Source organism: Planctomycetota bacterium, assembly GCA_038746835.1.
GTDB lineage: Bacteria > Planctomycetota > Phycisphaerae > Tepidisphaerales > Tepidisphaeraceae > JBCDKH01.
Window position 1 is genome coordinate 1 of sequence record JBCDKH010000083.1, and the last position, 14,068, is coordinate 14,068.

12 protein-coding genes are annotated in these 14,068 nt (G+C 66.5%); 7 read left to right on the forward strand and 5 right to left on the reverse strand.

The window, feature by feature from the left end:
* Positions 1-122: 122 nt before the first annotated feature.
* The gene (gene mgtE / locus AAGI46_09585; GenBank protein ID MEM1012457.1) at positions 123-1,580 is read left to right on the forward strand and encodes a magnesium transporter; all 1,458 of its coding nucleotides are present in this window, start codon (positions 123-125) and stop codon (positions 1,578-1,580) included.
* Between the two features lie 9 nt (positions 1,581-1,589).
* On the opposite strand, the gene AAGI46_09590 is transcribed toward mgtE, so the two are convergent.
* The 3 genes from AAGI46_09590 to AAGI46_09600 all read right to left on the reverse strand — a co-directional run bounded on the left by AAGI46_09590 (position 1,590) and on the right by AAGI46_09600 (position 3,176).
* Entirely contained in the window at positions 1,590-1,952 is a 363-nt protein-coding gene (locus tag AAGI46_09590; protein ID MEM1012458.1) for a type II toxin-antitoxin system HicB family antitoxin, read from the reverse strand.
* Positions 1,949-2,203, reverse strand: a complete 255-nt coding sequence (locus tag AAGI46_09595; GenBank protein MEM1012459.1) for a type II toxin-antitoxin system HicA family toxin — start codon at positions 2,201-2,203, stop codon at positions 1,949-1,951. Before AAGI46_09595 ends, AAGI46_09590 begins: the two co-directional genes overlap by 4 nt.
* Positions 2,204-2,282: 79 nt before the next feature.
* Positions 2,283-3,176 carry a metallophosphoesterase gene (locus AAGI46_09600; protein ID MEM1012460.1) on the reverse strand — a complete coding sequence of 298 codons (894 nt, stop codon included), beginning with the start codon at positions 3,174-3,176 and terminating at the stop codon, positions 2,283-2,285.
* Between the two features lie 216 nt (positions 3,177-3,392).
* Here AAGI46_09600 and AAGI46_09605 point away from each other — a divergent pair, with 216 nt between their 5' ends.
* Positions 3,393-6,173 carry a glycosyltransferase gene (locus AAGI46_09605; GenBank protein ID MEM1012461.1) on the forward strand — a complete coding sequence of 927 codons (2,781 nt, stop codon included), beginning with the start codon at positions 3,393-3,395 and terminating at the stop codon, positions 6,171-6,173.
* A 92-nt stretch (positions 6,174-6,265) separates the two neighbouring features.
* On the opposite strand, the gene cobA is transcribed toward AAGI46_09605, so the two are convergent.
* Positions 6,266-7,816 (reverse strand): uroporphyrinogen-III C-methyltransferase, encoded by a 1,551-nt coding sequence (gene cobA / locus AAGI46_09610; protein MEM1012462.1) that lies wholly within the window; start codon positions 7,814-7,816, stop codon positions 6,266-6,268.
* A gap of 220 nt (positions 7,817-8,036) precedes the next feature.
* On the opposite strand from cobA, the gene AAGI46_09615 reads away from it, so the two are divergent.
* The gene (locus tag AAGI46_09615) at positions 8,037-8,498 is read left to right on the forward strand and encodes a PilZ domain-containing protein (protein MEM1012463.1); all 462 of its coding nucleotides are present in this window, start codon (positions 8,037-8,039) and stop codon (positions 8,496-8,498) included.
* Between the two features lie 24 nt (positions 8,499-8,522).
* A complete protein-coding gene (locus AAGI46_09620; GenBank protein ID MEM1012464.1) occupies positions 8,523-9,509 on the forward strand; it encodes a twin-arginine translocase subunit TatC in 987 nt (328 codons plus the stop codon).
* On the opposite strand, the gene tilS is transcribed toward AAGI46_09620, so the two are convergent.
* Entirely contained in the window at positions 9,506-10,429 is a 924-nt protein-coding gene (gene tilS, locus AAGI46_09625) for a tRNA lysidine(34) synthetase TilS (GenBank protein ID MEM1012465.1), read from the reverse strand. The genes AAGI46_09620 and tilS overlap by 4 nt on opposite strands.
* A gap of 22 nt (positions 10,430-10,451) precedes the next feature.
* Here tilS and AAGI46_09630 point away from each other — a divergent pair, with 22 nt between their 5' ends.
* From AAGI46_09630 to AAGI46_09640, 3 genes are all read left to right on the forward strand, one after another.
* A complete protein-coding gene (locus AAGI46_09630; GenBank protein ID MEM1012466.1) occupies positions 10,452-11,384 on the forward strand; it encodes an NAD(P)-dependent oxidoreductase in 933 nt (310 codons plus the stop codon).
* A 10-nt stretch (positions 11,385-11,394) separates the two neighbouring features.
* The gene (locus tag AAGI46_09635; protein MEM1012467.1) at positions 11,395-12,315 is read left to right on the forward strand and encodes a DUF58 domain-containing protein; all 921 of its coding nucleotides are present in this window, start codon (positions 11,395-11,397) and stop codon (positions 12,313-12,315) included.
* Between the two features lie 95 nt (positions 12,316-12,410).
* Positions 12,411-14,068, forward strand: a 1,658-nt coding sequence (locus AAGI46_09640) for a phospholipid carrier-dependent glycosyltransferase (protein ID MEM1012468.1), incomplete at its 3' end; no start/stop codon positions are given.

The window sequence follows — 14,068 nt, forward strand, 5'->3', positions numbered from 1 at the left end:
AAGCGTCGCACCGGGTATGCGTCCGGACCCGGTGCGACGCTTCGCTCTGCACTCGGCTTCGGTCTGTTGTCACTCCCACGAGCGTGCGTCGAACGGAAGACCGGTCGCGTTACCCTCAGGACGTGACCGAACGAGACGAGCAGTCCACGACGAGCACCGCAACCCTCGAACGCGAGGAACGACGTGGCTCGATCGACGAAGCACGCGTCCTAAGCGACAACGCGATCCGGGCGATTGAAGAAATCGAAGACCCGATTGCCCTGGCGAGCGAACTCGCCGCGGCCGAGCCGCATGTCGCAGCCCGCGTCTTCTCCGCCGTCCCTGCCGAACGCGCTGCCGCCGCCGTCGATCTGCTCGGCGACGAACTCGCCGCCGCCGCGCTTGCAGAGATGGAGCCGCATCGCGCGGCCGAGGTCGTCAGCGCGATGCCCGCCGCCGAGGCCGCGGACGTGCTGGAGGAGATGGACCCCGACGACCGGGTCGACGTCCTGGACGAGTGCGAAGAGCAAACCCACGACGACGTCGTCGCAGAACTCGAACACGAGGAACGCCTCGAAGTCGAAGCACTCGAGAAATACGAGACCGACACGGCCGGCGGGATCATGACGACGGAGGTCACCAGCCTCTACGAAGCCCTCTCCGTCGCAGACGCCATCGAAACACTCCGCCGCCTCAGCGAAGAGGTCGAGCAGATGTTCTACGTCTACGTCGTCGATCGGCGTGGGCACCTCGTCGGCGTGCTCTCGATGCGCGACATGATCCTCAGCCGGCCCGACCGCACGCTGCGCGAACTCATGATCGAAGGCGTCCGCAGCGTCCCGGCCACGATGGACCAGGAAGAGGTCGCCGCCCTGTTTCGCAAGTACGACTACCTCGCCATGCCCGTCGTCGACGAGCGCGGGCGACTCGTCGGGCTCATCACCGTCGACGACATCGTCGACGTCCTCCAGGAGGAGACGACCGAAGACGTCCACAAGCTCTTCGGTGCCGGTGCGGAGGAACGGCTCGACTCGCCTTGGCAGTTGAGCTTTCAGAAGCGTGTCGGCTGGCTGGTCGTGAACCTCGGTACGAGCTTCGCCGCCGCGGGCGTGGTGGCGGCGTTCGCGGGGATGATCGCGGCCCTGCCGATCCTGGCGGTCTTCATGCCGATCATCGCCGGCATGGGCGGCAACGCGTCGGCCCAGGCGATGGCCGTCGCCGTTCGCGGCCTGTCCACCGGCGCGGAGGGCACCGATCGCCGACTGCTCAAGCACGTCATCCTCCGCGAATTCAAATGCGGCCTGCTGACGGGCCTCGTCATCGGTGTCATGACGGCCGTCATCGCCGTCCTCTACACCGGCACCACCAGCGGCGACTTCGCCCGCGCCTCCGGCCTGGCCGGCGTGGTCTTCCTGGCCCTGGTCATCAACCACACCCTCGCCTGCACGACGGGCGCGGGCATCCCCTTTCTCATGAAACGCCTCGGCTTCGACCCGGCCCAGTCGGCGACGATCCTCGCGACGACCGTGACGGATGTCGTCGGCTTCCTGGCGCTGCTCGGCCTCGCCTTCATCGCGGCGAACGGGTTGGGGTTGCTGTAGCGCGTCCGATCATGCGGAGATCAGTTCGCCCATCTCCTCCTCGACGTCCGCTTCCAGGTGTTCCTCAATCCAATCGTTCAGGCTCTTGCCCGAAGCAGCCGCCAGCGACTCCATCTGACGATGCAAAGTCGGTTTCACCCGAAGGTTGAAGCGGCCGGACTTTGGCTTCTCAGCGACGAAGCCCTTCTCCTTCGCAATCTCAAGGTAGCCGTCGACAACGTGAACGAACGATGCCTTCGCGTCGCGTACGGTCTCACCCTCGAAGTAAAGAACGTCTCGGATACCAAGAACCGTTCCGCTCATGATTCCGAGTTCGTCATCGAACGTATCGATGATGCCGACATAGCCCTTGTGGTGGAACGCGTTCATCATTGCTCCTCGCTGGCGTTGCAATCATCAGTTGCCGGTCCGTGACCTGCATTTAAGAGAAAAGTCCTAATTCGCTTCACGAGGCCCCGGCCACACTCTTTGCGTGGATGAGGCCGATCGAAGACCGCACGAACGCCGTCGAGGGTGAAAGATACGGCCGAGCCACTCAATTCCCGCCTAGTTGCGCCCAAGCGATCAAGCATCGTCTCGACGTCCTTCCAAGCAATGTTGCCGTTCACCGGATTGGCGAACACGGCGTCTCGCGTTCTGTCGATCTTCGATTTCGCCCAGCTGAGAAGACGGTACTAGAAAATGGTACCGGAGACAAGTGCGTCAGGTTCCCCCACTGTCGTCAATCGCCACGAAGGGCTGGATCCGCGACTCGATCGCGTCCATGTCGAGCTTCTTGTCGAGCGGTAGTTCCAGGCAGACGCCGCGGGTGTGGTCGCTGGCGAGGATGAGGTGGCGGTCGCCGTTGCGCTTGTAGCCCGTCGCCTGAGGTTGGTGGCCGGTGATGACGATGTCGGCCCCGACGGCGTCGGCGAACTCGGCGGCGCGGTCGGGGCCGGCGCCGCGGCCCCAGATGAGCTGGTAGGCCGGGCCGACCTTGCGGCGGTAGTCGGGGCCGCCGAGGGTTTCGCGGGCGAAGACGTCGTAGTCGAAGGCGTCCAGCTCCTCCTCGCCCGGGACGCTGTGGCAGAAGAACAGGCCCGCCCCGCTCATCCGCACGCCCAGCGGCAAGGCCAGTAGGAACTCGACGATCGCGACCTCGACCCGGCCCTTGTCGCCACCGAAGTCGCGCTTAAGCGCTCCTGTAAAGGCCTCGCAGACGCTCAGGCCGCCTTTGGAGATGCCTTCGCCATGGATCTGGGCGAGGTCGTGATTGGCCAGGACGAAGTGGACCTGCTCCGGGAAGTCGAGGAACAGCTCGACGGCCTCGAAGAGCATGCGCCAGGAGTCCTCCCGGCCCTCGTCGTCGAAGTGGTCGCCGTGGATCAGCTCGTGGAGGAGCAGGTGTCGTGACGAGTCGTCTGCGACCCGGGCGACGTGCTTCAGCTTGCGCCAGTTCGTCCGGTTGTCGTGCAGGTCCCCGGAGAAGACGGCCGAGCCTTCGGCGGGGAGGTCGATGACCTGACCCTTGCGATTCGGGTGGAGCTGAAGCTCTTCGCGTGCGGCCTCGAAGGCTTCGACGACCTGCTCGGCCGGTGGCTGATAGTCGTCGGGCATGGGCGGAAGTGTTGACGCTGTGAGACCGGTGTCAACGACAGAGACGTCAGAGAGCGCTGCAAAGGCGGTCTTATCGGACGGTGTCGACGGATTCTGTTGTTCCCATAACTGCTTGAAACTCGTTACGCTCCTGCCGCTCCTTTCCTCTTTCCCTCATCGCACGCCGCCAAACCGGGCCGCCCGCCAGACGCAATGCTCGCATTCAAGCCCGCCACGGTGCAAGCAGTTGTCGATCGACAGGACGTCGCCGATGTGCCGGACGATGTGACTGCGGGCCGTCGGCGGGCCCCGTCGGCGAAGCAGGAAGGCGTCGCTCGCGTGCGGCGCGACGGCAAGTTCTTCCGCGTCGGTCAGGAGCAGGACGCCCCGAAGTTTCACGTCAAAGGCTTCGCCTACGGCCCATTCGCTGCCGGCGAAGATGGCATCGAACTTCCTCCGCGTGACGAGGCCGAGGCGGACCTGCGTCAGATGGCCGACACCGGTGCGACGGTGGTCCGCGTCTACCAGACGCCGCCGACGTGGTTCATGGACCTGTGTCTGGAGCTGGGGCTGCGGGTTCTGGTCGACGTCGCCTGGCCGAGCAACATGAGCTACGCCTCAGGCGAGGGCTCGACCCGCGTCCGCGCATCAGCACGGCGTGCCGTCCGCAAAGCTGCCAAGGCGTGCGGCAGCCACCCGGCGGTCTTTGCGATCAGTGTCGCAAACGAAATCCCGGCCGACGTCGTCCGGTTCAACGGCGCGGCCGAGACCGAAGCCCTGCTGGACGACCTGATGGCGACGGGTCGTCGGTTCGCCGCAGACTGCCTCTTCACCTTCGCCAACTACCCGAGCACCGAATACATCCGCCCGCGCGAGGCGGACTTTGTCACGTTCAACGTCTACCTGCACGACGAGCGTGCCTTCCGCAACTACCTCGCCCGGCTGCAGAGCTTGGCGGGCGAGTTGCCGCTGGTCCTGGGCGAGTACGGCATCGACACGCTCCGCGAGGCCACGCCCGACGAGCAGGCGACGCGTCTCGAAGGCCACCTGCGGGCCGTCTTCGACGAAGGGCTGGCCGGGGCAATCGTCTTCGGCTTCACCGACGAGTGGGTCGTCAACGGCTGGCGAATCGACGACTGGGCGTTCGGCGTCGTCGAGGCGACCCGCGACGAGCAAGGCCAGCGCGTCGTCAAGCCCGCCCTCGACGCCGTGCGCCGCGTCTTCGCCGACGCGCCGCACACGGCCATGGTCGACGGCCTGCCGCTCTGGGACACGCTGCCGAAGGTCTCAGTCATCGTCTGCAGTTACAACGGCGCATCGACCGTTGAGTCGTGCCTGCGCAGCCTCGATCAGCTCAACTACCCGGACTACGAGGTCATCTTCGTCGACGACGGCTCCAAGGACCACACGCAGGAGATCGTCCGCCGCTTCAAACGCGTCCGCAACATCAAGCAGACCAACCACGGCCTGAGCTTCGCCCGCAACGTCGGCCTGCACGCAGCGCGGGGCGAGATCGTCGTTTACACCGACTCCGACTGCGAAGCTGACGAGGACTGGCTCTACCACCTCGTCCTCGCGATGAAGCGCACGGGCCACGCCGGCATGGGTGGGCCAAACCTGATTCCCGACGAGGGCGACTCGGACGCGGGCGTCGTGGCCGAGGCGGTCGGCATGAGTCCCGGCGGGCCGACGCACGTGATGATCGACGATCGCACCGCCGAGCACGTGCCCGGCTGCAACATGGCCTTCCGACGCGACGTCGCGCTCGAAGTCGGTGGCTTCGATGCTGGCTACCGCAAGGCTGGCGACGACGTCGACTTCATCTGGCGTCTGCAGGACAAGGGGTACACCATCGGCTTCAGCCCCGCCGCCCAGGTCTGGCACTACCGCCGCAACAGCATCGAGGCCTACCTCAAGCAGCAGCGCGGCTACGGCGAGGCCGAGGCGATGCTGCAGTTCAAGCACGCCGACAGGTTCAACACGCTCGGCGCCAGCCTCTGGCACGGCCGTATCTACGGCCCGGAGGGCCCGGGCAGCGTCGGACTGCGTCTGGGTCGCGACATCATCTATCACGGCGTCCAGGGCACCGGGCTCTTCCAGACGATCTATCGCCGGCCGATCAGCATGGCCGCGGCGGTGCTGATGAGCCTGGAGTGGCACCTGCTGGCCGCGTTCATCGCCGTGCTCGGCATCGCCTGGCCGACGTTGCTGCTAGTGGCGCTCGGCATGGAACTCACGTCCGCCGGCCTCGCGATCGCCGCGGCCTACCAGCAGCCAGAGCCCAAGCGGCGTCGCTGGTGGAGTCGGCCGCTCGTCGCATACTTGCACTGGCGTCAGCCGATCTCGCGCGGTTGGGCCCGATACGCCTACCGCCTTCGCGGCAAGTGTCGCGGCGTCGGCAGCTTCCGTCGGAATGGCCCGTTGCCGAGGGATCCGGCAGACAAGTCGGTACTCCGCTATTGGTGGGGCAACGGCTGGGGCTCGATCGACGGCCAGGGCGACCGCGATCGGTTCGGCCTGCTCGCACGCGTCGAGGCCGAGGCCAAGGCCGCCAACCTACACGTCCGGCACGACTCCGGCTGGCACGACTGGGACCTGGAGCTCTTCGGCAGCCGTTGGGCGAAGACCCGCGTCGCCAGCGTCGACGAGAAACACGCGGACGGCCGACTGATCCGCGTCCGTGTCTCCAGCCGGATGACCGGCTTCGGCAAGGCGATGCTGGTCGCCTTCATCGCGCTGTCGGTGGTCGCCAGCGTCCGGCTGTATCCGCCAGCCCTGCTGCTCTGGACGCTGCCGGCGCTGTTGATGGTGCGGTACAAAATCTCGGCCATTCGCCTCTCGCGTCGCGTGATGAATCTCGTCGACCTCTCGGCTGAGCGCGTAAAGCTCTTGGGCGTCTGGCCCGAGTCGAAAGCCGCTCCAGTGGAAGAGCCCGTTGGGGAGCCGGCCGAGTCGTTCGATGACATCTCCGTCGACGCCCCCGCCCGCGAATCGAAGCCGATCCTGGCGACCGTTTGAGCCTCCATCCGTCATCCCGAGCGCAGCCGAGGGACCTCGCTTGGATCCGGCTTCGAACGCACAAACGAGGTCCTTCGACTCGCTGCGCTCGCTCAGGATGACGGAGTGGCGGTCACGTGAAGCGTCGCATCAACCAAGGCATCGATCGTCGCCTCAGACGCTTCGGCGTCGACGGTTTGCCCTGCCGCGACGACGGCCTCCGACGTCCGCGGGCCGATGCTGACGACCTTCGCGTTCACCGGCTTCGGCAGCAGATCAAAGAATCCACGGGCGGTGCTGCCGCTGGTGAAGGTCAGCACGTCGGCCTCAGCAACACGGGCCGCGATGTCGGCATCGACTTCGGTGATCTGCTTTGTCTCGTACACCGCGACGTCGTCGACGTGAACGCCACGCTTCCGGAACGCCTCGGCGACGGACGGGCGGCCGATGTCGGCACGCGGCATCAGCACCATCGCCTTGGCTGGATCATCGACCTTCTCAAGCACCGCTTCAGCCACGGCATCGCCATCGAACGTGTCGGGAACCAGATCGGCGCGAAGACGAAGTTCGTCCCAGCAGGTCCGAGCCGTTGCCGGGCCGACGCACGCGACTTTCGTCATCCAGAACGACCTGAAGTCGAAGCCCTTCTCTTCAAGCAGCTCCCGCGTTCGCACGACTCCATTTGGACTTGTGAAGATAAGCCATTCGTACGAACCCATTTCGAGTACGCCGAAGGCCTGCTCGACCGCGGCTTGATCCGACGGCGGCCGAAGCTCAATCGTCGGCACCTCGACCACGTCCGCGCCGAGCGCCGCCAGCTTGGCCGACAGCTCGCTCGCCTGCTGTCGGCTGCGGGTGACGACGACGGTCTTGCCGGAGAGGGGTCTGTTGTCAAACCAGCGCAGCGTCTCGCGCAGGCGGACAACCTCGCCGACGTACGTGATCGCCGGACTGCCGAGGCCTTGCGCCTTGATCGCGTCAGCAATCGTTCCGAGCGTGGCAACGACGGTCTTCTGCCGGCCGAGTGTGCCCCACTGGACACTCGCTGCCGGCGTGTCGGGCGACTTGCCGTGCTCGATCAGTTTGGCCGACAGGTCGCCGAGCTTCTTGACGCCCATGTAGACGCACAACAGCGGCAGCTTCGCCATCGCGGCCCAGTCCGTCGCCTCGCTGCCGGCCTCGTCGCGCGCGGCGGCATCGGGCGACTGCTTGGCCTTGTCCTTCTCGTGACCGGTGACGAGCGTGATCGACGTGTTGAGGTCGCGGTGCGTGACCGGAATGCCCGCGTAGGCCGCAGCCGCGACGGCGGCGGTGATGCCGGGGATGACCTCGAACGCCACGCCCGCCTCGACGCACGCCTCCGCCTCCTCGCCACCCCGGCCGAAGACGAACGGATCGCCGCCCTTGAGCCGTACGACGCGCCGCCCTGCCTTGGCCTCGTCGACGAGCAGGCGATTGATCTCGTCCTGCGTCATCGAATGGTGCTCCGCCCGCTTGCCGGCATAGACGTGTCGCGCGTCCAGCGCATGCCGCAGCAATGCCGAATTCGCCAGCGCGTCGTACACGACGACGTCTGCCTGAGCGAGGCGATCGCGGCCGGCGAGCGTCAGCAGCTCCGGGTCGCCGGGGCCGGCACCGACGAGTGAGACGATTCCTTTTGGCAACGGCAAGTGCGTCATCCTGGTCGCAATGAGGATTCTCGGGCGTGGCACCGTGCCGCGAACCGGCGTGCCAGCATCGTGGTGGCCGATGTTATCGATGCCGACGAGGCGGGCAGATCGTCGTATCGCCAAGTAAGGCGACCCCTTGCACGCGACGATCCATGGAGGTCCCCGGCCGACGCAACCCCGGCCGACACGCCCGTTTCATGGAGGAGCCTTCGACATGGTCGCCCACTCGCAACAGCCCGCACTTCGCCTCGTCGGCACCGATGCTGACCTCGACCTGCCCACGCCCGACGACGATCGACCCGACATCGTCGGCCGCATCGGCATCGCGTCGCAGCCGCAGCGAACCGCGCACTTCGCCAGCCACGACGATCGCCGCATCCACCCGCGACAGCAGATCAGCCTTCGCGTTCGCGGCCGACGCATCGACAACGACATTCAGGCGCTGCGTGAGCCGCACCTGAACCTCAACGTCGCCGACGTCAGCGTTGGTGGCATGCGGGCGGTCAGCCAGTCGCGTCTCCAGGTCGGCGAACGCGTCGCCGTCTATTTCCCGCCCACCGGCGGCCCGTCGGGTCGCGGCTGGGACGCCTGCGGCCGCGTCATCCGCGTCGAGCAACAGGCCCACCAGCCTGGCTGCACCATCGCCGTCAGCTTCGACCGCGCGATGGCGGCGTGAACCGAGGTCTCTTAAGCTTGCCGCGTGTCCGTCCTGACGTCCCGGTTGAGCAGTCGGGCTGAGGAGTTTGATCCCAACGAGTTCCGCATGAGCGTGGGTGACCACCTCGAGGACCTGCGGAGGCACCTGATCTTCGGGCTGATCGGCGTTTTCGTCGCCTTCTTCGGCTGCCTGATCATCGCTAAGTCGTTCCTGCTGCCCATCATCGCCGGGCCGCTCATTCGGGCGCTGCGCGAGGCGGACGTGAGCCCGCAGCTGTTCTTCACCGGCGTGGCGGACCCGTTCATGGTCTACCTGCGGGTGAGCATGATCGGGGCTTTCGTCATCAGCGGGCCGTGGTTGATCTTTCAGGCGTGGCGCTTCGTCGCTACTGGTCTCTACGCGAAGGAGCGTCGGCTGGCGACCAAGTTCCTGCCCGTCGCGCTGCTCCTTTTCGCAGCGGGGGTGACGTTCGTCTGGTTCATCATCCTGCCGCTGACGCTGAAGTTCTTCATCGGCTTCGGCACCACGATCAACCTGCCTGCCGGCTTCGATGCCGCGCCGAAGGTTCCGGTCTCTGCCGAGCAAGTCGTCACCATCCCGACGCTCGCCGGCGACCCGGCCGAGCCGGTGCCGCTTCAGCTGTGGTTCGACGAGACGACGCAGCGACTCAAGATGAGCGTCGATGGGCAGACCCGCGTCATCGCCTTCGGCAGCAACAAGCTCGCCGCCCCGATGATCACGCTGCCGGACTACGTGAATCTGGTGCTCGTGCTGCTGGTCGTCTTTGGCATCAGCTTCCAAATGCCCCTGCTCGTGGCGGGCCTGATCCGCACCGGCATCGTCCTACCGCAGACGTTGCGTGAGCAGCGACGGATCGTCTACTTCGTGATGGTTGTCGCCGCCTGCGCCATCACGCCCGGCGACATCATCGTCGCCACGCTGGGTCTGATCATCCCCCTCATCGCCCTCTTCGAAGCCGGCATCTGGCTCGGCGAACGGGGCAGCCCGGCCTCGGCAAAGCCGTCCTAGGCCCATCGGACTTCAGTTCCACCACCCGCGCTCCGTCCACGGCGGCGGAGGTGGATATGGGCGGGCAGCGTGACGGCTGGCGGACCGTTGGGCGACAGGACGCTCATTGCGCGATCAACGACTTCGGGGGACGCGTCAGCTTCGGGAACACCCAGATCCAGAAGCCACCGTCGAGCGACCCTGCGGATTACCGGGTCGTCCGGTTTAGCGGTGAGCGCAGCGAGCCCCTCGGCCGTCGCGGCGACCTCCGAAGCCCGCTCCTCAATCAACCGCTCCGCAGCCTCTGCCGCAGCCGTCAGACTCTGCAGCGCTTCTCGAAGCCCGGGCTCCCGACCCAGCAAACGTCGCAGTCGATTACGTGCGTTCGAGACGTCGTCGTTGGTTGCGTCCTGTCGGAACTCCTGCCCGAGCTTGCGAAGGAACGCGTGCAACGCCGCCTTCGCCACACCGAGCAGCGGCCGGACCAGTCGAACGCCGGAAACCGTCGTGTCGGCGTGCATCGGTGCCAGCCCTGCGGTGCCGCTGGCAGGGCTGCCGCGGAGGAGACGCAGGCCGACGGTTTCGATGCGATCGTCGAGGTGATGACCGACGAGAACGCCGTCGAGGCCTCGCTTCTCACCGACGTCGCCGAAGACGCGCAGGCGTTCCTGTCGCCACGTCGATTCGGTCCCGCCTCCGTCGAGGTGAGCGATGTGGCAAGGCAGTCCGAGTCGTTTTGCGAGCTCATCGACGAAGGCCGCGTCCTCGTGGCTTTCATGCCGGACGGCATGGTCGACGTGCACGACGCACGCCACCTGCTCGCGGTTCTGATCAATGGCCCAGCGCAGCAGCGCGACGCTGTCGACCCCTCCGCTGACGGCGACGGCAAATCGCCCCGCCGGCAGCGGCAAGGCGTCCGGGAGCTGGGTCCCGTCCGGCACGGCTCGCCTAGGGTCGCGGCCGATGAAGGTCGTCGTCACAGGTGGAAGTGGAAATGTGGGTGGAGCAGTCGCCAGGCACCTGGCATCGTCGGGCCACGACATTCTGGTGCTCGATGTTCGTCGCCCGCGCGTCCCGCTGCCCGAGGGTATCCGGTTTCGCCTGATGGATCTGTCGGTTCGAGAGACGTTTGAGCCGATTCTCGATGACTTCAAGCCCGACGCAATCGCCCACCTCGGAGAGCTCAACAGCAATTACGCGGACCGGGAAGATCGCGTGTATGCCCGCAACGCGGCGGTTACCGGCAATGTTCTGACGACCTGTGCCGAAGTCGGTCTGAAGCGAATTGTGTACGCGAGTTCCTGCCAGGTGTACGCGCAGTTCGGCATGGCCTCGTCACTCGAATCCTCGGGGCCCGCGCGGTGGCCACTCGATGAGTCTGAGCCGGTTCGCCCGTGCACGGCCTACGGCGTTCAGAAGGTGGCGGCGGAGCTGCAGCTGCATTCGTTGGCTCGTCGCTACGGCGTCTATGGCGTCGCGTTGCGAATGCCGGCGACCAACTCGCCGCGCCGGTTGCACTACCACTTCCGCTACAAGCAGATGACGAGCGAGATGCTGACCGAGCTCGGAGCGTGGCTCGCAATTGACGATGCTGCCCGCGCTTTCGAGACGTGCCTGACAATCGACTGGCCCGACGCGTGGAAGCTGGAGCTCGAGCCCGACGGAGGCTTCGCCGCCCGCAACGTCGCGGCTAAGTCGGTTCTTCGTCCCGAGGGCGGAGGAACTCTGCAGGAGCTTCTGGCCGAGCGGCATCCCAAGATGCGACCCATGCCGGACGACTGGCCTGCGGATCGGCCGCTCTTTTCGTCTGAGTTGCTGATGCGCGAGACGGGCTGGGAGCCCAAGGTCTCCGTCGAAGATGTGATCGCGATGGCAGAAGAAGCCGCCTCCAAGTAGCCTGACCGCCATGGCCACTGCCGTTGCCACGTCGAACGCCGTCGACTCGGAGGACCGTCTCCGGCTCGATCCGGCGTTCCTGGCCAAGCTCGACAAGCTCGACGTCCACAGCCGAAAGATCCTCCAGGGCAAGATGAAGGGCGAGCGCCGCAGCAAGCGTCGCGGGCAGTCCGTCGAGTTCGCCGACTTCCGCAACTACGTCCCCGGCGACGACCTGCGGTTCATCGACTGGAACGCCTACGCCCGGCTGGACAAGCTGTTTCTCAAGCTCTTCCTCGAAGAAGAGGACCTCGCGCTCAGCGTGCTGGTCGACGTCAGCAAGAGCACCGACTACGGCGACCCGCACAAGCTCGGCTACCTACGCCGCGTCGCCGCCGCGCTCGGTTACGTCGGGCTCGTCAACTACAACCGGGTCTCGGTCTCCGCCTATGCGGACGGCGTCGTCGCCGACACGGGCGGCCTGCGTGGCAGACGCAGCGTGCCGCGGCTGCTGGACTTCCTCGACCAGCAGAAGCCAACAGGTTCTGGCGATCTGGCCAAGGCCTGCCGCGACTTTGCTCTGCGGCACCGGAACAAGGGCGTCGTCGTTCTCTTGGGCGATCTGTTCGACAAGGCCGGCTTCGAAGAGGGCCTGCGGTATTTGCTGGCCGGGCGGTACGACGTCTTTGTGGTGCAGGTGCTGAGCCCGCAGGAGCTGGAGCCCGACATGAAGGGCGACCTGAAACTCATCGACCTTGAAGACGACGACGCGGCCGAGGTCAGCATCACCGCCCCGCTGCTCCGTCGCTACAAGGCCAACCTCGACGGGTACTGCCGGAAGGTCCGCGACTACGTCACCCGCCGCGGCGGTTCGTACCTTCTGGCGACGACGGACACGCCCTTCGACGAGCTGGTCCTGACCCAACTCCGCAGCCGCGGCTTGCTGCGATAGCGGTCGCGTCCGTCACCGCGAGCGCAGCCGAGGGACCTCGCCGTGCGATTGCGCAGAACAAAACGAGGTCCTTCGACTCGCTACGCTCGTTCAGGATGACGGATGCGACGATCCCATCCGATCGCGTGACGGGTCGCGATGCCGTTGTTTTGCCGACGCTGATCGCCCTAGTCACGCTGCTGGTCCTACTCGGCTGCCAGTGGCTCTTCACCGCCGACCTCTACTTCAAGGACCAGCCAAAGACCGTCAGCTACACGGCCGACATGGTGCTGCACGGCCGGCTCGCGCTGCCGCGTGACATGCTGCACCAGCCGGCCACCAAGCCGCCGCTGTACAACTGGATCGGCAGCGTCGCGGTGCTCGTCACCGGCTCGTGGCATCCGTTCGTGCTCAAACTCCCCAGCGTCCTCGGTGCCGTCGGGACGGCCGGCGTTCTCGCGTGGCTGGTGCGTCGCTTCGGTGGCAGCTGGACGTTGGCGAGTCTCGCAGCCGTGCTGTGGATGAACAACCGGACCGCCGTCGACCTGGCGTTCCGCGCTCGACCTGACATGCTCCAAGCGTTCTTCCTGACGGCCGCGTTCGCGGTCGCCTGCGTGCTGCTCTTGGCGAAGGAACGCCCGAAGCGAGACCGGTGGTGGGCATTCGCCTTCTGGGCCAGCGTGTCCGCCGCGGCGCTGACCAAAGGGCCGATGGCATTGCTCGCGATCGCGTTCGGGCTCGTGCTGCCGCTGACACTCGGCAGGCCGGGCGACGTCCGCCGGCTGCGACCGCTGATCGGACTGCCGCTGTGCGTGCTGCCTGTCGGTGCTTGGTTGCTTGCCGCCTGGATGACCGACGCCGACCACGTTCGCCGGGTGCTGCTCGGTGCCGAGCTGGTCGACCGCATCGGCTCGGCCACGCCCGAGGGCTTCGCCAAGCCCTGGTGGCAGGGCTGGGTCTGGTTCGCGAGCAAGACGCTCGCGTGGGTTCCGTTCACCCTCGCCGGCGCGGCTCTGGCTCTCCGCAGCCGCGTCGCCACGCGACGCTGGTCCGACGCGCGCAACACCCTCCCTTTCGCCGCCACCATCTGGTGCCTCATCGTCCTCTTCGGCGTCTCGTTCTCGTCGGGAAAGCGCGTCGATTACATCTTCCCCGCGATGATTCCCGGCGGCCTGCTGGCGGCGTGGTTCCTGACGACCTTCGCCCAGGCCGTCGCGCGTCGGCTGCCGAGAGTCGGCCCGCTCGTCGTCGCCCTGCCGGCGGTTGCAGCGTTCGCCTACGGCGGCGTCGTCGCCCGCAACGCCGTCACCCGCGGCGTCGAGGCCGAGACGCGTTGGACCGGCGATGCGCTCCACTTCGTCGATCAGGTTCGCCCCCTCGTCGATGACGACCCGGTCCTTGTCCTCGTCCGCGGCAAGACGCCGCTGGCAACGCTGCTCGGCATTCACCACGGCAACGGCGTCACCGACGAGCAACTCGCCAACGCGACCTGGGTCATCACCGAGATCATCCCGGGTGCCCACGCCACACGTAACTCCCAGCTCCTGCCCTGCGACTTCAAGCCCGGCACCTTGAGCGTCGCGAAGCAACACGCCCTCTACTACCGAGAGCGTCTAACCGACGATCAGCTTCACAGCGCCCGTCGCAACATGCTCACCTGGACCATCGACGACAACCCCTACCTCAACACTCGCAACTTCCCCAAAAACTGGGACCAACCCCGCAACTTGCCCCCCCCCCCCCCCCCCCCCCCCCCCCCCCCCCCCCCCCCCCC